Genomic DNA, 19,245 nt, shown 5'->3' on the forward strand with positions numbered 1-19,245 from the left:
GTTCAACACACCTAGGGTGGCTTGCATGACACCGCGAGATGCATCAGAGGCGGGCGGCGGCCGGTGGTCCGACCTCGACCGCCCGCCCCTCAACGGCGCGGCCCTGCGCCGGGCGCTGGTACGGGAGGGCGGTCTCTGGTCCGGTGTGGACGTGGTGCAGCGCACCGGCTCCACCAACTCCGACCTGGTGACGGCGGCGAGCGAGGGCAGGGCGCGCGAGGGCGCGGTCCTGGTGGCCGAGGAGCAGACCTCGGGCCGGGGCCGGCTGGACCGCCGGTGGACGGCGCCCCCGCGTTCCGGACTGTTCTTCTCCGTGCTCCTCACGCCGAGCGAGGTGCCGGTGGCCCGCTGGGGCTGGCTGCCCCTGCTCACCGGCGTCGCGGTCGCGACGGGACTGTCCCGGGCCGCGGGTGTCGACACGGCACTCAAATGGCCCAACGACCTGCTGGTGACCGTCGGCGGGGAGGAACGCAAGGCCGGCGGCATCCTCGCGGAGCGGGCCGGCACGGACGCGGTGGTCGTCGGCGTCGGCCTCAACGTCACCCTGCGGGCGGAGGAGCTGCCGGTGCCGCAGGCGGGTTCCCTGGCGCTGGCCGGCGCGGTCACCACGGACCGGGACCCGCTGCTGCGGGCCGTCCTGCGGTCGCTGGAGGAGTGGTACGAGCGCTGGCGCGCCGTCGGCGGCGACCCGGCGGCGAGCGGCCTGCAGGAGACGTACGCGGCCGGATGCGCGACCCTGGGACGAACGGTGCGGGCCGAACTGCCCGGCGACCGGTCGCTCGTCGGCGAGGCGGTCGCGGTCGACGGCGACGGCCGACTCGTCATCGCCACCGAGGAAGGGGTGCAGGAACCGGTGGGAGCGGGCGACATCGTCCATCTGAGACCGGCGTGACGCACGGCGACGCGAGGGCCGGGCGGTGGCTCCGAGGCCGTTCGGCGGCCCCCTCGGGGGTGCTGGGGCGCCATCGGACGCCCACGGGGCCCGCGTCCCCGCCGAACCGAACGGAGTGAGCTGGCGCACACCTGCCGTAGAGTTGAGGCCGGTCGAAACCTGACCGCGGAAGATCGGAAGGGCAGCAGGCGTGACCGTCGACGACACGGGCTCCGGCGCGGGCGAGGACGGCCGGGGCAACCTGCCGGCCGCCGACCCCGGCGAGCCGGGCGAATCCGGTGAGGACCCGCATCCTCTAGCGCTGCGCCTCGAACAGCTCATCCTCGGCGCCGAGCGCCGCTACACCCCCTTCCAGGCCGCCCGCAGCGCGGGCGTCTCCATGGAGCTGGCGTCGCGCTTCTGGCGGGCGATGGGCTTCGCCGACATCGGGCAGGCCAAGGCGCTCACCGAGGCCGACGTCCTGGCCCTGCGGCGGCTGGCCGGTCTCGTCGAGGCGGGGCTGCTGAGCGAGGCGATGGCGGTGCAGGTGGCGCGGTCCACCGGGCAGACCACCGCCCGTCTGGCGGAGTGGCAGATCGACTCCTTCCTCGAGGGCCTGACCGAGCCGCCCGAGCCGGGCATGACCCGCACCGAGGTCACGTACCCGATCGTCGAGCTGCTGCTGCCCGAGCTGGAGGAGTTCCTCGTCTACGTCTGGCGCCGCCAGCTCGCCGCCTCGGCCGGCCGGGTCGTGCAGGCCGCCGACGACGAGGAGATGGTGGACCGGCGGCTCGCCGTCTGCTTCGCCGACCTCGTGGGCTTCACCCGGCTGACCCGCCGGATGGAGGAGGAGGAACTCGGCGAGCTCGTCGAGGCGTTCGAGACGACCTCCGCCGACCTGGTGGCCGCCCGGGGCGGCCGTCTGATCAAGACCCTCGGCGACGAGGTGCTCTACGCGGCGGACGACGCGGGCACCGCCGCCGACATCGCGCTGCTGCTGGTCGAGACGATGAGCAACGACGAGACGATGCCGGAACTGCGCGTCGGGATGGCGTTCGGCACGGTCACCACCCGGATGGGCGACGTCTTCGGCACGACGGTCAACCTGGCCTCCCGGCTGACGTCGATAGCTCCCCGGGACGCCGTCCTGGTCGACAGCGCCTTCGCCGAGGAGCTGATCCGCACCGGCGACGCCCCTTCCTCGGAGGCCGAGGCCGCGGAGGAGGCGGCCGCCGCGGAGAAGGAGGGCGAGGAGTCGCCGAAGTACCGCTTCGCCCTCCAGCCGATGTGGCAGCGCCCGGTGCGCGGCCTGGGCGTGGTCGAGCCCTGGCTCCTCACCCGCCGCACCGACACCGACATCTGACCCGCACCGCCGACGCCCGCCCGCGCCGGTCGCCCCCGACGCCCGCCCGCGCCCGGCCCCCGGCCCCGCACACGGTCGCGCCCTAGCGCTGTGCCGCCGGGGCGGCCAGGGGGTCCACGCAGAGGCCGATGATCGGGACGCACAGGCCCGGCTGCCGGGGCTCCGCGGTCTTCGGCGGCGTCGGCGGCCGGGGCGCCGGGGTGGCGGTGGCCGGGGCCGGCCGGGGCGCCGGCGGGGCTTCGGGGGCGGTGGTCGCGGTGGGCGCCGGCGTCGCCGCGCGGGGGGCCGGGACGTAGGTGGCGCCGGGCGTCAGGGCGACGGACGTCGGAGCCCCGGGCGCACCCGGCAGGAGGCCGCCCGCCTCGCGCGCCGGGCCGGCGCTCGCCCCGCCCATGGCGGTGGGCGCGGTGGGCGCGGGCGCGACGGTGGCCGATCCGGCGGCGGAGGGCCGCCCGGCTGCGGTCGCACGATCGTCCCGGCCGTCCTCGGCCGCCTGTGCGGTTCCGTCCCCGGTCTCGTCGCCGGGGTCGTCGTCCGCGCTCGTGACGAGGTCGGGCTGGGGCTCCGCCTCCGCGGTGCCGAGAGCGCCGGCGCCGCCCGTGTCGGGAGTCGGCCGCAGAAGGCTCAGCACGCCCGCGGCCAGCACCAGGCCGCCCGCGGCGAACAGCACCTTGCGGGGGCGCGGCCGGCGGTGCCTGCCCCGGGCGCGCGGGGCCCAGGGTGGGTCGGCCGCCGCGGCCACGTCCTGCCGTGTCGTTTCGTCGAGCCCGATCAGCGTGCCGGCCATCACGTTCCCTCCCCGATGCGTTCGCGCCCTCGATGCGCCGGGGCGGAGGCACGTTATGCGCTGTCCTGGGTGGTGCGTGCGGGGTTGGGTGGGATATCACTCGTACGGGTGGCCGAGGGACCGGTACGGAGGGGCCTGGCCTTTCGCTCGCGGCCCGCGACTGGGATGATCGGACCCTGGTTGTTAACCATCGTTAACCGGAGGGCTGTCGTGAGCGGTGTCGTGGGCGGGGAGCGTGTGGGCGAGGAGCGCTTCGGGGAGTTCGTGCTGGTGCGGCGGCACGGCGAGGGCGGTCATGTCGCGGAGCTGGTCCTCGACCGGCCGAAGGCCATGAACGCGGTCTCCACCGAGATGGCCCGGTCGATCGCGGCGGCGTGCGCGGCGCTGGGCGAGGACCGCGAGGCGCGGGTGGTCGTGGTGACCTCGACGCACGAGCGGGCGTTCTGCGTCGGCGCCGACCTCAAGGAGCGCAACTCCTTCAGCGACGCCGAGCTGGTGCGCCAGCGGCCCCTCGCCCGCGGCGCGTACACCGGCGTGCTGGAGCTGCCGGCGCCCACGATCGCGGCGGTGCACGGCTTCGCCCTGGGAGGCGGCTTCGAGCTGGCCCTGGCGTGCGATGTGATCGTGGCCGACCGCACGGCCGTGGTCGGCCTGCCCGAGGTGTCGGTGGGAGTGATCCCCGGCGGCGGCGGCACGCAGCTGCTGCCCCGCCGGGTGGGCGCGGCCCGGGCGGCCGAGCTGATCTTCACCGCGCGGCGCGTGGAGGCGGCAGAGGCGCGGGAGCTGGGTCTGGTGGACGTGCTGGCGGAGGAGGGCCGGGATCGCGAGGAGGCGCTGGCGATGGCCGCGCGGATCGCCGGCAACTCGCCGGTCGGGCTGCGGGCGGCGAAGCGGGCGCTGCGGCTCGGGCAGGGGCTGGACCTGCGGGCCGGGCTCGAGGTCGAGGACGCGGCGTGGCGGTCGGTGGCGTTCTCCGGGGACCGGGCGGAGGGGGTCGCCGCGTTCAACGAGAAGCGCAGGCCGCAGTGGCCGGGCGAGTGAGAATGCCGGGGCGGCCGCAGTCGCACGGGCCGCTGTCACTCTAAGTGCCCCCTTCGTGTCTCTTTTTCACCCAAATATCCCTAGCCTGATGTCATGGGCGAGGGCAGTGGGGGTGAGGGCGATGGGTGAGGACACACGCCTGGCGGCCGTGGTGGCGCTCGCGCAGGGCATGGCGGCCGCGCGCACCCCTCGCGAATCCTGGCGGGCGGCCGCGCTGGGGGCCGGCCGGGCCCTGACGGGCAGCTTCGCCGCGCTCTCGGTGTGGGAGCGCGACCTCGGGCGGCTGCGGGTCCTGGTGAACGTAGGGGACCGGGCCGCCGACGAGGCCGAGTTCCCGGAGGCCGAGGCCTACCCGGTGCACCAGTTCCCCGAGATCACCGAGTTCCTGCACGAGCGCTGGGCGGCGGGCGGCGAGCCCAACGCCTGGGTGGAGACCGCCCAGGGCCTCGCCGCCGGCCGTCCCGGCTACTGCCATCAGCGCGTCGCGGCCCTGCGCCGCCGGGGCCGGGGCTCCTGTGTGGTCGCTCCGATCGTGCTGCACGGCCGGGCCTGGGGGGAGCTGTACGTCGCCCGCTCCACCGGCACCCGGGTCTTCGACCGCGACGACGCCGATTTCGCGACCGTCCTCGCCGCCGTCGTCGCCGCCGGACTCGCCCAGACCGAGCGGCTGGAGGAGGCCCGCCGTCTCGCCTTCACCGACGCCCTCACCGGCCTGGCCAACCGCCGAGCCGTGGACGTACGGCTGGAGGAGGCGGTGGAGCTCCATCGGGCGGAGGGGGTGGTGGTCTCCCTCGTGGTGTGCGACCTGAACGGGCTGAAGCGGGTCAACGACACCCGCGGGCATGCCGTCGGCGACCGGCTCCTGGAGCGGTTCGGCTCGGTGCTGTCGCTGTGCGGGGCGATGCTGCCGGGGGCGCTGGCCGCCCGGCTCGGCGGGGACGAGTTCTGTCTGCTGGCCGTCGGACCGCCCGCCGACGACGTCGTCAAGGTCGCCGGCGACCTGTGCCGGCGGGCCGGGGAGCTGGAGCTCGGCGAGGGCGTGGCCTGCGGTCTGGCCTCGACCGCGGACCCGATCGGACCCGTGTCCTCGGCCCGTCGGCTGTTCCGGCTGGCGGACGCGGCCCAGTACCGCGCCAAGGCCGTGCGGGCCGGCCGGCCGGTGGTGGCCGGCCGGCAGGGCCCCGACGACCCCGTGGTGCGGCTGGCCGACGAGCCGGAGCCGCCGCACGAGCGGACCTCCGCCGAGCGACGGCGGTTCCGCGGACGGCCCTGAGCCGCCGACGGCGACGCGGGCCGCGGGGCCGACGCGTGAGCCGCGGGGCGACGAAGCCACTCACGAGGCGACGAAGCCACTCACGAGGCGACGCACGAGGGGGCGACGTGAGCCGCGGCACGACGTCAGGACCGGTGAGGCGGCGAAGTGACGCGTCGGTAAGGGGCGAACCCCGCCCCCACTGGTGACATCTTCGTCTTCACTGCGTACGCTCCTGAATATGGATATGCACACTGTGGTGGTGGGGACGTCCGGCGTGACCGCGTCCGACGTGGTCGCCGTGGCGCGCGACGGCGCCCGGATCGAGCTCTCCGCGGAGGCGGTGGCGGCCCTCGCCGCGGCCCGCGGCATCGTGGACGCGCTGGCGGCCAAGCCCGAGCCCGTCTACGGCGTCTCCACCGGGTTCGGCGCGCTCGCCACCCGGCACATCAGCCCGGAGCTGCGCGCCCAGCTGCAGCGCAACATCGTCCGCTCGCACGCCGCTGGCATGGGCCCGCGGGTGGAGCGCGAGGTCGTCCGGGCGCTGATGTTCCTGCGGCTGAAGACCGTCTGCTCCGGGCACACCGGCGTCCGGCCCGAGGTCGCGCAGACCATGGCCGACGTCCTCAACGCCGGTATCACCCCGGTCGTCCACGAGTACGGCTCCCTCGGCTGCTCCGGTGACCTGGCCCCGCTCTCGCACTGCGCCCTCACCCTCATGGGGGAAGGCGACGCGGAGGGCCCTGACGGCGTCGTACGCCCCGCCGGCGAGCTGCTCGCCGAGCACGGCATCACGCCCGTCGAGCTGCGCGAGAAGGAGGGCCTGGCGCTCCTCAACGGCACCGACGGCATGCTCGGCATGCTGGTCATGGCCCTCGCCGACCTCGACATGCTCTACAAGTCGGCCGACGTCACGGCCGCGTTGTCGCTCGAGGCCCTGCTCGGCACCGACAAGGTGCTCGCCCCCGAGCTGCACGCCATCCGCCCGCACCCGGGGCAGGGCGCCTCGGCCGCCAACATGCTGGCCGTGCTGGCGGGTTCGGAGCTCACCGGCCACCACCAGGACGACGCGCCCCGCGTCCAGGACGCCTACTCGGTGCGCTGCGCCCCGCAGGTCGCCGGCGCCGGCCGCGACACCATGGCGCACGCCCGGCTGGTCGCCGAGCGCGAGCTGGCCTCGGCCGTCGACAACCCGGTGGTGCTTCCTGGGGGCACCTCCCAGGCTTTCGGCACCGGGGGAGGCAGGGTCGAGTCCAACGGCAACTTCCACGGGGCGCCGGTCGCCTACGTGCTGGACTTCCTCGCCATCGCCGTGGCCGACCTGGCCTCCATCGCGGAGCGGCGCACCGACCGGCTGCTGGACAAGAACCGCAGCCACGGGCTCCCGCCGTTCCTCGCGGACGACGCCGGCGTCGACTCCGGGCTGATGATCGCCCAGTACACGCAGGCCGCGCTGGTCAGCGAGCTGAAGCGGCTGGCCGTGCCGGCGTCCGCCGACTCGATCCCGTCCTCGGCGATGCAGGAGGACCATGTGTCGATGGGCTGGTCCGCGGCCCGCAAGCTGCGCATCGCCGTCGACAACCTCACCCGTGTGATCGCGGTCGAGCTGTACGCCGCCACCCGCGGTGTCGAGCTGCGCGAGGGGCTGACCCCGGCGCCGGCGACGCGGGCGGTCATCCGGGCGGCGCGCGAGGCGGGCGTGCAGGGCCCCGGCCCGGACCGCTTCCTGGCCCCCGACCTCGCGGCGGCGGACGCCTTCGTGCGTGCCGGAGGAGTCGTCGCGGCGGTGGAGACGGTCACCGGACCGCTCAGGTAGCACGAGCGGGCCCCGCCGCACGAAGACGCGGCGGGGCCCCGAAGTCCTCCCGGGCGGAGCGGGATTACTTGAGCTTCGCGACCTGCGCGTCGATCACGGCGGCCGGCACGGCGCCCATGTCGCCGCCCTTCTCGAACCCGGCGAAGTTCACGGTGTAGAAGGTGGCGACGGTGTTGCCCTTGCGCACCACCTCGGCGTGGAAGGTGGCCTTGCCCTGACCGTCCATGTCGACGTCCTCGACGAACGCGACCGTCTCGTCGCCCTTGCCGGAGCCCTTGTCCGCGGCGACCCTGGTGACCTTGGTGTTCTCGCCGTCGGCCTTCAGGCCGTATCCGCCGGCGCAGGTCTTCACGCCGTCGGAGACGGCCTTCATCGCCTTCTCGGCGCCGTCGCCCGCGTACGAGGAGAGACCGACGAACGTCATGTCGATGTCGAACGCGTCCGCGAGGTCGGTCGGCTTGGCCGTGGCGGCGGCGGCCGTCTTGTCCTCGGCGACCGTGTTGCCGGCGTTTGCGTCCGTGTCGCCCGGGGCGAGCGCGGCGGTGGCCCATGCGAGCGGGTCGCAGGCCGGCTTGTCGGTCTTCACCACGCTCTTGGAGGCCGGCAGGGTGTCGTCACCCGAGTCGACCTTGTAGCCCTTGAGTTCGCCCTGAGCGAGCAGCAGCTTCTCGAGCTCGGCCTTGGTGAGCGCCTTCGCGGCCGGAGCCGAGGAGGAGGCGGCGGACGAGGAGGCGGACGTCTTGGAGTCCGCGGTGTCCTTCGACCCCTCGTCCGAACAGGCGGTGAGGAGGGAGAGCGACAGTGCGCCGATTGCGGCCGTGGCGCACAGCCGGGCCCCCGATGATCTCTTCATGTGCGAACTATGAAGAAGTCGTCAAAGGTGAGTCAAGTTAAATCAAAAACCCAGACGTTCCCGGCGAATGGAATAAAAGACGAATCCCGCACCCAGTGCGAGCAGGCTCGTCCCGCCCACCACGTAGGGGGTGGTGTCGAAGCTTCCGGTGTCGGCGAGCCGGACGCCGTCGTCGCTCCCGGCCCCGGTCTCCACGGCGGCCTCGGCCTCGGTGGCGGAGAGGGTCCGCGTCGCGCTCCGGCCCGTCGACCGGTCGGCGGTCCGCGTCACCGAGCCGGTCGTGGACGTCGACGCGGCCCGCGCCTGGGTCGTGACCTGCGTCGTCGCGACCGTTCTTGCCGAGGTGTCCTGGGACGCGTTGGCGGACGGGACGAACCACAGGGCGCCCAGCAGGGTCGCCGCGGCGGTGGCGGTCAGCAACGGACGTCGAGCGGATGACACGGAATATCGATCCCCTTGTGGCGCTGGCGAATTGGCCGTGTGCCCCGATGCTAATGAAAGTCGCGGGTCGCGGGAAAGCCGCGGGAGCCATGAGCCGTACGCTCCGCCCATGAGCGATGAAGAGACATCACGTTTTGTGCGGATTCGAGTGGAAGTTCTGCTCGAGGTGCACGATCAGGACGCCCTGACCACGGCCGCGCTGCGGCGGCTCGCGGACGATCCGGAGGTCCCGGACGGTGAACGCGTGCATGCCGAGGCCGCTGTGACGGAGGACACCGCGGAGGCCCTCGCCTACCTCGTCGACCCCTTCGACCTGGTCGGACAGGTGCCGGGGGTGGAGCTCCAGCAGGCCTCCTGGTCCAGTGAACGGGTCGACCACGACCCGGATTCGACGGAGTGGGACCTCGACGAGGACGATCTCGACGAGGATGACGAGGCGGACGGTGAAGAAGGCCGCATCGGTTGAGCTTTCCGGGAAACTCGTGACCCCGGACGGCAACCGCCGGCCGGGGTCTCGTCGTCTCAGCAGGCGCACGAACCGACACCCGCACCTTCCGCGCCACGAACGTGGCGTGCCCCACACCTTCTGTGCAGGGGGAACGGGACGAACCGGTCGTAGCGTTGATGGTCTTGACGGGGACTCTCGGGGTTCAGGCAATCGCAACGATGGAGAAGCGTGTGATGACGGACAGTAGGCGGCGCCGGGGTCTGATGACGGCGTCCGCACTGCTCGGCGGTGTTCTGGTGCTTTCCGCGTGTTCCGGCGGCGGTGACGGCGCATCCGACGGCGGAGGCAGCTCCTCGCAGGCCAAGGCCGACGAGGCCGCCGCGAAGAAGTCCTCCGAGGCCCAGATCAAGATCACGCCCGCGGACGGTTCGAACAACGCCTCCATCAACAACTCGGCGGCCGTCACGGTGAGCAAGGGCACTCTCACCGCCGTGACGATGACCACCGCCGAGGGCGCCGCCGTCAAGGGCGCCCTCTCCGCGGACAAGACCAGCTGGAAGCCGGACGCGCAGCTCGAGCGCTCCACCACCTACAAGGTGGCGGCCGAGGCCAAGGACGCGAAGGGTCTCGTGGCCCACGAGAACGCCTCCTTCACCACGGTCTCGCCGGCCAACAGCTTCATAGGCAACTTCACGCCGGAGGACGGTTCGACCGTCGGCGTGGGCATGCCCGTGTCGATCAACTTCAACAAGCCGATCACCGACAAGGCGGCCGTCCAGAAGGGCGTCACGGTCACCTCCACCAGCGGTCAGGAGGTGGTCTGCCACTGGTTCTCCACCCAGCGGATGGACTGTCGTCCCGAGGACTACTGGAAGGAGAACTCCACCGTCACGCTGAAGCTCGCGCTCGACGGTGTGGAGGGCGCCAAGGGCGTCATCGGCGTCCAGCAGAAGACGATCACCTTCAAGGTCGGCCGCAACCAGGTCTCCTACGTCGACGCCAAGTCGAAGCAGATGAAGATCACGCACAACGGCACGGTCATCAAGACCATCCCGATCTCGGCCGGCTCGCCCGACAACAAGACGTACGAGGGCCAGATGGTGATGTCGGAGAAGTTCAAGGAGACGCGCATGAACGGCGCGACCGTGGGCTTCACCGACGACGACGGCAAGGGCGAGTACGACATCAAGGACGTGCCGCACGCCATCCGCCTCACCAACTCCGGCACCTTCGTGCACGGCAACTACTGGGGCGCGAAGTCCATCTTCGGCTCGGTGAACACCAGCCACGGCTGTGTCGGCCTGTCCGACACCAAGGGCGCCAACGACACCGGCACGGCCGGCTACTGGTTCTTCACCAACTCGATCGTCGGCGACGTCGTGGTGGTCAAGAACACCGGCGACAAGACCGTGGCGCCGGACAACGGCCTCAACGGCTGGAACATGGACTGGGCGCAGTGGAAGGCCGGTTCGGCCGCCTGACCCGACCCCCGCTCCCAGCCGGTCCACAGGCTCCCGATGCCGCCCCCAGGGGCGGCATCGGTGTTTCCGGGGGCCGCCACAGCCTTCTCATCGATCTCTTATATGGGCCTTATGGCACGATCACGCGCCGTGCCTAGCTTGCGGCCATGTTCTTCACCTACCTGAGGCGCGAACTGCGCCGCCGCAGAAAAGCGGCACTCGTCGTCGCCTCCGGCCTCGCGCTCGGCATCGCGCTGGTCATCGTGGTCACCTCCGTGTCGGCCGGCATGGGGAAGGCCCAGGAGAAGGTCCTGCAGTCCCTGTACGGCCTGGGCACCGACATGACGGTCACCAAGGCCGCCGCGCCCACCGCGAGCTCCTCGGACCGCCCGCGCTTCCAGTTCGACGCGCAGGACGACGACTCCGACGCGCAGCAGAGCACCGACCGCGTCATGGTCCAGGGCTTCCAGACCCTGCCGGCCGCGACCGTCGCGACGGTCGGCGAGCAGAGCGGCGTCTCCGACGCGGTCGGCGGGCTCAGCCTCCGGGTCATCAAGATCAACGGACAGTTCACCCGCGGTCGGTTCCGGCAGGACGAGAGCGCCGGCGGCGGCCGACAGGGCCGGGGCGAGGGCAGTGCCCGGCCGCAGGGCGAGGTGCAGGGCGGCGGCGCGAACTTCGACGTCGACAACTACTCCGTCTACGGCGCCGACGTCACCGAACCCGGACTCGGACCGCTGACCTCCTCCCGGATCAGCAGCGGCCGCACCTTCAAGACCTCCGAGACCGACGCCAAGGTCGCCGTGGTGGACTCGGCGTACGCCAAGGAGCAGTCGCTCGAGGTCGGCTCCACGCTGACCGTCAGCGGCGTCAAGTTCTCCGTCATCGGCATCGCCACGGCCGACAGCGGCGACGCCGACGCCGACGTCTACATCCCGCTGACCCAGGCCCAGACCCTCGGCGACGCGAAGAACAAGGTCACCACGATCTACGTCAAGGCGACCGACTCGCAGAAGATCGACAGCGTCAAGTCGACCATCCAGAAGAACGTCCCGGGCACGACGGTGACGACCTCCGCCGACCTCGCGGACACCGTCTCCGGCTCCCTCTCCACGGCCTCCTCGCTCGCCGCCAACGTCGGCAGGTGGCTGTCGGTCGCGGTCCTGATCGCCGCCTTCCTGGTCGCCGGACTGCTCACCTCCTCGGCCGTCTCCCGGCGGGTGCGCGAGTTCGGCACCCTGAAGGCGCTGGGCTGGAAGTCCGGCCGGGTCACCCGGCAGGTCGTCGGCGAGGCCGTGGTCAACGGACTGCTCGGCGGCGCCCTCGGCATCGCGCTCGGCCTCGCCGGCGCCTACGCCGTGACCGCGATCAGCCCCACACTCCAGGCCCGGCTGGGCGGCGCCGGCGGCGGCCAGGGCGGTCCCGGCGGTCCGGGCGGAGGCGCCGGCGGCTTCGGCGGCCGGGCCGCCGCCAGGACCCTCGACGTCGCCCTGACGGCCCCGGTGAGCGTCACGACGGTCGCCGTCGCGGTGGCGCTCGCCGTGGCCGGCGGCCTGATCGCGGGCGCGTTCGGCGGCTGGCGCGCCTCGCGGCTGCGCCCGGCGGACGCGCTGAGCCGCGTCGCATAGCCAACCCACCCACCAGCTCCAGGAGTTGTTGTCCCCATGTACGAACTCAGAGGCGTCACCAAGCGCTACACCCGGGGCAAGGAGACCGTCCACGCCCTCGACGGCGTCGACCTGACCGTCCCCGACGGCGACCGGCTCGTCATCCAGGGGCCCACCGGAGGCGGCAAGTCCACCCTGCTGCAGATGCTCGGCGCACTCGACCGGCCCAGCGAGGGCGAGGTCGTCTTCGACGGCGTCGACCTGGCCAGGCTCTCCGAGGCGCGGCTGACGAAGGTGCGCAGCGAGAGCATCGGCTTCGTCTTCCAGTCCTTCAACCTGATCCCGACGCTCAACGCGCAGGAGAACGTGGAGACGGCCCTCGTCCCGCTCGGCGTGAAGGGCGGGGAGCGCCGCGAACGGGCCGCCGAGGCGCTGAAGTCGGTGGGCCTCGGTGAACGCCTCGGACATCTGCCGTCCGAGATGTCGGGGGGACAGCAGCAGCGCGTCGCCATCGCCCGCGCGCTGGTCAAACAGCCGAAGGTGCTCCTCGCCGACGAACCGACCGGCAACCTCGACGAGGACATGCGGGACGAGATCATGGACGTGCTGCACACCCTGTGGAAGGAGCACGGACTGACCTTCATCATGGTCACCCACGACTCCGCCATAGCGAAGAGGGCCCCGCGCGTCGCGACGATCCGCAAGGGCCGGATCACGGTGAAGGAGAACGCGACGACCGTCTGACCCGCCTCGCCCCCCCGCGATCGCTGAGCGCTGAGCGAACGCCCGCCGGAAGAGAAGCCTCCGGCGGGCGGTCCGTGCTTGCGTGTCCCCATGACGGCAGCCGAGACAACCACTGCGCCCACCGGCCCCACCACGATCGAGTACATCCGCTACCACATCCCGCAGGAGCGGTCGGCGGAGTTCCTCGCCGCCTACACCCGGGCCGCGCGCCGGCTCGCGGCCTCCCCGCACTGCGTCGACTACGAACTCGCCCGCTGCGAGGAGGACTTCGAGCACTTCGTCCTGCGCATCACCTGGACGTCGACCGAGGACCACCTGGAGGGCTTCCGGACCTCGGACCTGTTCCCCGCCTTCCTCGCCGAGATCCGCCCCTACATCGGCCACATCGACGAGATGCGCCACTACAAGGCCACCTCGGTGCACGGCTCCGGCGCCGCCGTGCCCACGCTGTACGAGTGGGCCGGCGGCGCGGAGGCCTTCACCCGGCTCACCGAGAGCTTCTACGCCAAGGTGCTCCAGGACGACCTCCTCGCCCCCGTCTTCGCCGGCCTCGCCCCCGAGCACGCCGAACACGTCGCGCTCTGGCTCGCGGAGGTCTTCGGCGGGCCCGACACCTACTCCGCGACCCAGGGCGGCCACAGCCACATGGTCGCCAAGCACTTCGGCCGCGACATCACCGAGCCCCAGCGCCGCCGCTGGGTCAACCTGATCCAGGACGCCGCCGACGAGGCCGGTCTGCCGACCGACGCCGAGTTCCGGTCCGCGTTCCTCGCCTACGTCGAGTGGGGCACGCGCCTCGCCGTCCACTTCTCCGGCCCGGACGCCAAGCCGCCGTCCGAGCAGCCGACGCCGAAGTGGGGATGGGGGGCGGCTCCGCCGTACCAGGGCTGAGGACGGCCGGCGGCCGGCCGGAGCCCCGGGGTCCGGTGTGGCCGGCCGGAGGTCATGAGCCGGGGGCGGGCGGCCGGGGCGGGGGCGGTCAGGCGGACGGCGCCTGCGACCCCGCCCGCCGCGCGTCGGCGCCCCAGCTCGCCAGCAGCCGCAGCGCCTCCGCCGACGCCGACCCGGGTTCCGCGTGATACGTCACCAACGTCTGCTCGCCGTCCCCGGCCAGCCTGAACCCCTCGAAGTTCAGGTGGAGTTCGCCGACCAGCGGATGCCTCAGCCGCTTCACGCCGTGGCTCTTCTCCTTGACGTCGTGGGTCGCCCACAGCCGCCTGAAGTCCTCGCTCTTCACCGACAGTTCGCCCACCAGCGCGGAGAGCCGCGGGTCGTCCGGATAGCAGCCCGCGTCCATCCGCAGCGCGCAGACGATGTCGATGGCCTTCTGCTCCCAGTCCACGAACAGGTCCTGGTAGTCGGGGCGCAGGAAGACCAGCCGCGCCCAGTTGCGCTCCGCCGCCGGCAGCTCCGCCCAGTCTCCGAAGACCGCCGCGGCCATCCGGTTCCAGCACAGGATCTCCGCGCGCCGCCCGACCAGGTACGCAGGCACCGAGTCCATCGTGTCCAGCAGCTGCCGCAGCGCCGCCCGGACCTGCTGGGGCGGCCCGCTCTGCTTCTTCTTGTGCTTCGGCTTCGCGAGGTGGGTGAGGTGCGCGTGCTCGGCGTCCGTCAGCCGCAGGGCGCGGGCGATCGCGTCCAGCACCTCCCCCGACACGTTCCGTCCGTTGCCCTGTTCCAGACGGGTGTAGTAGGCCACCGACACCCCGGCCAGCTGCGCCAGCTCCTCGCGCCGCAGCCCGGGCACCCTGCGGTGCCGTCCGAAGTCCGGCAGCCCCACGTCCTGCGGCTTCAGCCGGGCCCGACGGGTGCGCAGGAACTCGCTGAGCTCGGCACGCCGGTCCAGGGAGGCGCCGGAGGGTTCGGGGCGATCGTCCATGGCGCCCAGTATTCCCGGTCGTACGACCACCAGCCTGACCCCGCCAGTGGTAGGCACGGCAGTCGTACGCAGAAGCGTGACCTGGGTGAACACCGGGAGATGGGGGAACCTGGACGGCATGCCCCGGCCCGAAGGCAGGCCGGGACGACCCCCTCGCTAGGAGAACCCCGGCATGACCACCGTTGCCGCGTACGCCGCATCCGCCGCCAAGGCTCCGCTGGAGCGCACGACGATCGAGCGCCGCCCGGTGCGCGAGTTCGACGTCCTCATCGACATCGAGTTCGCCGGCATCTGCCACTCCGACATCCACCAGGCCAGGGAGGGCTGGGGCGAGGCCATCTTCCCGATGGTGCCCGGCCACGAGATCGCGGGCGTCGTCTCCGAGGTGGGCCCCGGCGTCACCAAGTTCGCCGTCGGCGACCGCGTGGGCGTCGGCTGCCTCGTCGACTCCTGCCGTGAGTGCGACAACTGCAAGGCCGGCCTCGAGCAGTACTGCACCGGCGGCGGCGTCGGCACGTACAACGCCGTCGGCAAGGACGGCGAGCCCACCTACGGCGGCTACTCGCAGAAGATCGTCGTCGACGAGAACTACGTCCTGCGCATCCCCGACGGCCTCAAGCTCGACGAGGCCGCGCCGCTCCTCTGCGCCGGCATCACCACCTACTCCCCGCTGAAGCACTGGAACGCCGGCCCGGGCAAGAAGGTCGCGATCCTCGGCATGGGCGGCCTCGGCCACATGGGCGTCAAGATCGCGCACGCGCTCGGCGCCGAGGTGACCGTGCTGTCGCAGTCGCTGCGCAAGAAGGACGACGGCCTGAAGCTGGGCGCCGACCACTACTACGCCACCAGCGACGAGAAGACCTTCGAGGAGCTGCGCGGCACCTTCGACCTCATCCTCTCCACGGTCTCCGCCCCGCTGAACCTGGACGCCTACCTGGCCCTGCTGCGGACGGACGGCGCCTTCGTCAACGTCGGCGCGCCCGAGGAGCCGGTCGCGCTCAACCTGTTCTCCGTGATCGCGGGCCGCAAGACCCTCGCCGGCTCCGGCATCGGCGGCATCCAGGAGACCCAGGAGATGCTGGACTTCTGCGCCGAGCACGGCTTCGGCGCGGAGATCGAGCTGATCAGCGCCGCCGAGATCAACGAGGCGTACGAGCGGGTGCTCGCCAGCGACGTCCGCTACCGCTTCGTCATCGACGCCTCGACGATCTGAGCGTCCTCGGGGGCGGACCGGCGGTGCCACGGGCGGGCCGACGGCTTCCCGGGAAAGGGCTCCGGCGGATCCAGCCGGGGCCCTTTCCCGTTCCCGAGCGGTCGGGGTGGTCGGGGTGGTCGGGGTACGACCCGTCGGGGACGTGCCCCCTCAGCCGCCGGTCCGCAGGCCCTGGAGACCGTCGTAGGCGGCCATCAGGAGGTCGAGGCCCCGGGTGTCCTGCGCGGGTTCGCGCATCTGCTGGGTCACGTAGGCGACGACCATGCGGGCCTCGGGTTCGATCATGACGGTCGAGCCGCCCCAGCCGCCCCAGCCGTACGTGCCGCCGAACCGCCCGTAACCCAGGCCCCAGCTGATCGGCATGCCGAGCCTGCGGTCCTCGCCGCTGAACTGCTCCTCCCACGCACGGTCACGGCCCGCCCGCGACAGCAGCCGCACCCCGCGCACGGCACCTCCGCAGGCCATGGCCGACTGGACGAGGGCGACCGAGCGGGCGTTGCCGAAGCCGCTGGCCGCCGGGATCTGCGCCCGTCGCCAGGCCACACTGTTGCCGTCGCGCACCCGGAAGGCGGTCGGCGTGGGAGCCGGGGCTCCGGCCGGGTCGGCGGCGCCCGGAGCGTCCGCGGCCGGGTCGCCGGCGGCTGCGGCCGCCGTGTAGTCCTCGTCCCGGGACGGCGGGGGAATGGTCGGCGCCACCCGGTCGTCGTGCTCGGCCGCCAGCCCGATGTGGAAGTCCGCGTCCAGCGGCACGGCGATCTCGTCGGCGAAGAAGTCACCCGGCATCCGGCCGGTGATCCGGCGTACGACCTCGCCCACCAGGAATCCCTGGGTGAGCGAGTGGTACCCGGCCGCGCTGCCCGGCTCCCACTGCGGAGCCTGCGCGGCCAGCCGGGCCGTCGCGGCCGGCCAGTCGTAGATCTCGGCGATCGAACCGAACCAGTCGGGCAGCCCCGCCGTGTGCGAGAGCAGGTGCCGTACCAGCACCGCCTCCTTGCCCGCCGCGGCGAACTCCGGCCAGTAGCGGGCGACCGGCGCGTCCAGGTCGAGCGCCCCCCGGTCGGCCAGCACCAGCGCGCACAGCGCCGTCATGGTCTTGGTGACGGAGTAGACGTTGACGAGGGTGTCCCGCTGCCATGGGACCGTGCGAGCGACGTCGGCGAACCCGCCCCAGACATCCACCACCGGTTCACCGTCCACGAAGACGGCCACCGAGCCGCCCGCGTCGCCGTCGTCCAGGAGAGTGGCCAGAGCGGTGGGCACCGCGGTGAACAGATCGTCGTACGAGCCCTGAATGTCAGCCATGACCGTCATTCAGCCCTCACCGAAGCGCCACGGGCAACCGAAATACCGCCGGGCCGGCCCCGGCCGGCCGTCACGGTCCGGAGCCGCCCGCGCCTCCTGCCGGGGACTTCGTCAGCGGCGCGGGGTCGTCCTGCGGGCCCATGTCGAGGCGGAACGGCGGATACACGTCGGTCATCAGCGCCGCGTAGACCGCCACCCGCGCGACCCAGCGGGCCAGCCCGAGCAGCAGGTCGAAGAGGTGGACCGGGTAGCGGCCGGTGAACGCCAGGACGACCACGGCGACCAGCGAGAGGAAGTAGAGCAGGCCGCCCCCGTGCCAACGGTCCGAATCCTCCCAGCCCCAGCCCCAGTCGCCGACGAACATCCCCACGACGATGTACTGGGGAATCACCAGCAGCCACCACTTCACCAGGACCAGGCCCCGGGACAGGCGCTCGGGGTAGGCGACGTCGAGACGCGCCGGATAGTCGGCCACCTCGGCGAGGGTGAACGGCGGGTACCGGTCGGTGCCGAGCGCGGCGTGGGCGTAGTAGGCGACACGCCAGTTCCAGCGCAGCACGCCGACGTTGAAGTCGAAGAGCGAGCGCGGGTAGCGGCCCGTGAACAGGATGGCGAAGAACGCCACGACGGTCACGAAGAAGAACGCGATCCACAGGAAGAACAGCACGATGTAGTGCGGGACGGCGAGAAGCCACTTCACCAGCCACAGCCATCTGGACAACCGAGGGTCGAGGAACGCCTCGATCCTCACCGGTGACTTCGCGACCGGATTCATGTCGATCAGCTCCTCTCGAGCGCCCCCGCCCCAGCGGCCCCCGCCCCCGTCCCCACCCGGTGGGGCCGGCGGACAGGCGGTTTCCTGATCATGAATTCAGGCTCGCACAGGAACAGACGGGCTGCGACCGGGGCCGATCCGACGACGTCCGCCCCCGGCCCGAAGCAGGCGCCGGACAGGGGGCGGACAGGGAACCGGGGCGACCGCCCTCGCGGGCGTCCGAGCGGGGTCAGTGCGGCATGGTCGCCGGGCTGCCGCCGTTCGCCTCGTAACCCGCGACGGCCAGCGCGCGGTAGACCGCGAACTCCGCCGCCGGATCCGGGGAGAGCGTCCAGGGCAGGGCGCCGACGTGGCCGTCCACGTGGACCAGCTGGCTCATCGCCTCCGACCAGCGCTCGGAGCGGACCAGGAAGAAGACCAGCAGATGGCGCACGTGCGCCAGCATCGGGTCGTCGGGCCGGGCCGCGTGCACCGCGAAGAGCGCGCCGTGCACCGCCTTCGTCACGACCTCGCTCTGGTAGAAGCTCCTGACCAGGTTGACCTCGGGAAGGTGCTCGAAGACCGCGAAGAGGGGCATCGCCGCCAGCAGGGAGCCCTGCGGCGCTCTCGCCGCCGCGGCCTCCGCGAACTCGTACGCCAGCTCGCGCGAACCGTGCCACTTCTCGCACCAGTAGTGCAGGGCCGAGAGATGCGCGCCCATGTGCGCAGGAGCGCGGTCCAGGATCTTCAGCCAGAGCTGCTCGAACTCGGCCTGCGAGTACGTCATGCCGCGGGCCACCGACAGCTCGACGATGTACGGGATCGGGTCACCCGGGGCCAGCAGGGCCGCCTGCTCGCAGGTGTCCTTGGCCTCCTCCATGATGATCCGGAAGTCGTCGGTGCCCGGCGTCGACGTGCGCCAGGCCTGCTGGACCAGGAACTCGGCGTGCACCGCCGCACCGCCCGGGTCCTTCGGCGCCTCGGTGCGCCACACCCGCAGCCATTGCCCGCCCGGCGCCTCGGCGACCCCGCCCGGCCGCTGCTGCAGCTCCAGCGCAGCCGCGCCCGCGAAAGCCTGGACGCGCTGCCAGCGCAGCTCGCCCTCCGTCTCCGTGCCGGCCAGCAGCTGCTGCGCCGCCCGGTAGTCCTGCGTGCGCTGCACCACGTCCAGCACGCTCAGCAGGTCCTGGTCGGGGCCGGGCATACGGATGTCCAGCTCCTCCGTGGTCAGGAAACCGTACGTCGCCGGGTCCGCGGCGTCCGGATGATCCGCCGGGACCAGCCCGACCAGGCCGCGCCTGCGCCGCAGCAGTGACAGCAGCACGAAGCCGATCATGATCACGGCTGTCAGGACCCAGAGAATCTCCATGCCACAAGCGAACCAGACCGCGCCGACAATTGGCCAACCCGACCC

At 72.4% G+C, this 19,245-nt stretch carries 18 protein-coding genes; 11 read left to right on the top strand and 7 right to left on the bottom strand.

The window, feature by feature from the left end; all coding sequences use genetic code 11:
* Positions 1–25: 25 nt before the first annotated feature.
* Both ACH4ZA_RS01445 and ACH4ZA_RS01450 read left to right on the top strand, forming a co-directional pair.
* The gene (locus ACH4ZA_RS01445) at positions 26–892 is read left to right on the top strand and encodes a biotin--[acetyl-CoA-carboxylase] ligase (RefSeq protein WP_398427532.1); all 867 of its coding nucleotides are present in this window, start codon (positions 26–28) and stop codon (positions 890–892) included.
* Positions 893–1,082: 190 nt separating this feature from the next.
* Positions 1,083–2,234, top strand: coding sequence for an adenylate/guanylate cyclase domain-containing protein (locus tag ACH4ZA_RS01450; RefSeq protein ID WP_319280099.1), 1,152 nt, complete (start codon positions 1,083–1,085; stop codon positions 2,232–2,234).
* A gap of 82 nt (positions 2,235–2,316) precedes the next feature.
* Here the strand turns inward: ACH4ZA_RS01450 and ACH4ZA_RS01455 are convergent, their stop codons facing one another.
* On the bottom strand, positions 2,317–3,021 hold the full coding sequence (locus ACH4ZA_RS01455) for a hypothetical protein (protein WP_398427534.1): 705 nt from the start codon (positions 3,019–3,021) through the stop codon (positions 2,317–2,319).
* Positions 3,022–3,258: 237 nt separating this feature from the next.
* Between ACH4ZA_RS01455 and ACH4ZA_RS01460 the strand changes: the two genes are divergently transcribed.
* The 3 genes from ACH4ZA_RS01460 (at position 3,259) to hutH (ending at position 7,130) form a co-directional block, all read left to right on the top strand.
* Positions 3,259–4,062 (top strand): enoyl-CoA hydratase-related protein, encoded by an 804-nt coding sequence (locus tag ACH4ZA_RS01460; protein WP_319278578.1) that lies wholly within the window; start codon positions 3,259–3,261, stop codon positions 4,060–4,062.
* Positions 4,063–4,183: 121 nt separating this feature from the next.
* Positions 4,184–5,335: a diguanylate cyclase domain-containing protein gene (locus tag ACH4ZA_RS01465; protein WP_398427535.1), complete on the top strand. Its 1,152-nt coding sequence runs from the start codon at positions 4,184–4,186 to the stop codon at positions 5,333–5,335.
* A 226-nt stretch (positions 5,336–5,561) separates the two neighbouring features.
* Complete coding sequence (gene hutH / locus ACH4ZA_RS01470; protein WP_319278580.1) at positions 5,562–7,130, top strand: histidine ammonia-lyase; 1,569 nt, start codon at positions 5,562–5,564, stop codon at positions 7,128–7,130.
* 64 nt (positions 7,131–7,194) lie between these two features.
* Here the strand turns inward: hutH and ACH4ZA_RS01475 are convergent, their stop codons facing one another.
* On the bottom strand, positions 7,195–7,983 hold the full coding sequence (locus ACH4ZA_RS01475; RefSeq protein WP_319278431.1) for a hypothetical protein: 789 nt from the start codon (positions 7,981–7,983) through the stop codon (positions 7,195–7,197).
* A gap of 42 nt (positions 7,984–8,025) precedes the next feature.
* Positions 8,026–8,424, bottom strand: a complete 399-nt coding sequence (locus tag ACH4ZA_RS01480; RefSeq protein ID WP_319278432.1) for an LPXTG cell wall anchor domain-containing protein — start codon at positions 8,422–8,424, stop codon at positions 8,026–8,028.
* Between the two features lie 109 nt (positions 8,425–8,533).
* Between ACH4ZA_RS01480 and ACH4ZA_RS01485 the strand changes: the two genes are divergently transcribed.
* The 5 genes from ACH4ZA_RS01485 (at position 8,534) to ACH4ZA_RS01505 (ending at position 13,574) form a co-directional block, all read left to right on the top strand.
* Positions 8,534–8,890 carry a hypothetical protein gene (locus ACH4ZA_RS01485; RefSeq protein WP_319278433.1) on the top strand — a complete coding sequence of 119 codons (357 nt, stop codon included), beginning with the start codon at positions 8,534–8,536 and terminating at the stop codon, positions 8,888–8,890.
* Between the two features lie 200 nt (positions 8,891–9,090).
* Positions 9,091–10,353, top strand: coding sequence for an Ig-like domain-containing protein (locus ACH4ZA_RS01490; protein ID WP_319278434.1), 1,263 nt, complete (start codon positions 9,091–9,093; stop codon positions 10,351–10,353).
* A gap of 146 nt (positions 10,354–10,499) precedes the next feature.
* The gene (locus ACH4ZA_RS01495; protein WP_398427537.1) at positions 10,500–11,960 is read left to right on the top strand and encodes an ABC transporter permease; all 1,461 of its coding nucleotides are present in this window, start codon (positions 10,500–10,502) and stop codon (positions 11,958–11,960) included.
* Between the two features lie 36 nt (positions 11,961–11,996).
* Positions 11,997–12,683: an ABC transporter ATP-binding protein gene (locus ACH4ZA_RS01500; protein WP_398427538.1), complete on the top strand. Its 687-nt coding sequence runs from the start codon at positions 11,997–11,999 to the stop codon at positions 12,681–12,683.
* 90 nt (positions 12,684–12,773) lie between these two features.
* A complete protein-coding gene (locus ACH4ZA_RS01505) occupies positions 12,774–13,574 on the top strand; it encodes a group II truncated hemoglobin (protein ID WP_398427539.1) in 801 nt (266 codons plus the stop codon).
* Between the two features lie 88 nt (positions 13,575–13,662).
* Here the strand turns inward: ACH4ZA_RS01505 and ACH4ZA_RS01510 are convergent, their stop codons facing one another.
* Positions 13,663–14,562, bottom strand: a complete 900-nt coding sequence (locus ACH4ZA_RS01510) for a helix-turn-helix transcriptional regulator (RefSeq protein ID WP_319278441.1) — start codon at positions 14,560–14,562, stop codon at positions 13,663–13,665.
* Positions 14,563–14,734: 172 nt separating this feature from the next.
* Here ACH4ZA_RS01510 and ACH4ZA_RS01515 point away from each other — a divergent pair, with 172 nt between their 5' ends.
* Entirely contained in the window at positions 14,735–15,775 is a 1,041-nt protein-coding gene (locus ACH4ZA_RS01515; protein ID WP_319278443.1) for an NAD(P)-dependent alcohol dehydrogenase, read from the top strand.
* A gap of 150 nt (positions 15,776–15,925) precedes the next feature.
* On the opposite strand, the gene ACH4ZA_RS01520 is transcribed toward ACH4ZA_RS01515, so the two are convergent.
* From ACH4ZA_RS01520 to ACH4ZA_RS01530, 3 genes are all read right to left on the bottom strand, one after another.
* Complete coding sequence (locus ACH4ZA_RS01520) at positions 15,926–17,077, bottom strand: serine hydrolase domain-containing protein (protein WP_398427540.1); 1,152 nt, start codon at positions 17,075–17,077, stop codon at positions 15,926–15,928.
* Positions 17,078–17,147: 70 nt separating this feature from the next.
* Positions 17,148–17,852, bottom strand: coding sequence for a DUF4389 domain-containing protein (locus tag ACH4ZA_RS01525; protein ID WP_398427542.1), 705 nt, complete (start codon positions 17,850–17,852; stop codon positions 17,148–17,150).
* 229 nt (positions 17,853–18,081) lie between these two features.
* Complete coding sequence (locus ACH4ZA_RS01530) at positions 18,082–19,200, bottom strand: hypothetical protein (protein WP_319278450.1); 1,119 nt, start codon at positions 19,198–19,200, stop codon at positions 18,082–18,084.
* Between the last annotated feature and the right edge of the window lie 45 nt (positions 19,201–19,245).

It is taken from the genome of Streptomyces sp. NPDC020597 (assembly GCF_044335095.1).
Classification (GTDB): Bacteria; Actinomycetota; Actinomycetes; order Streptomycetales; family Streptomycetaceae; genus Streptomyces.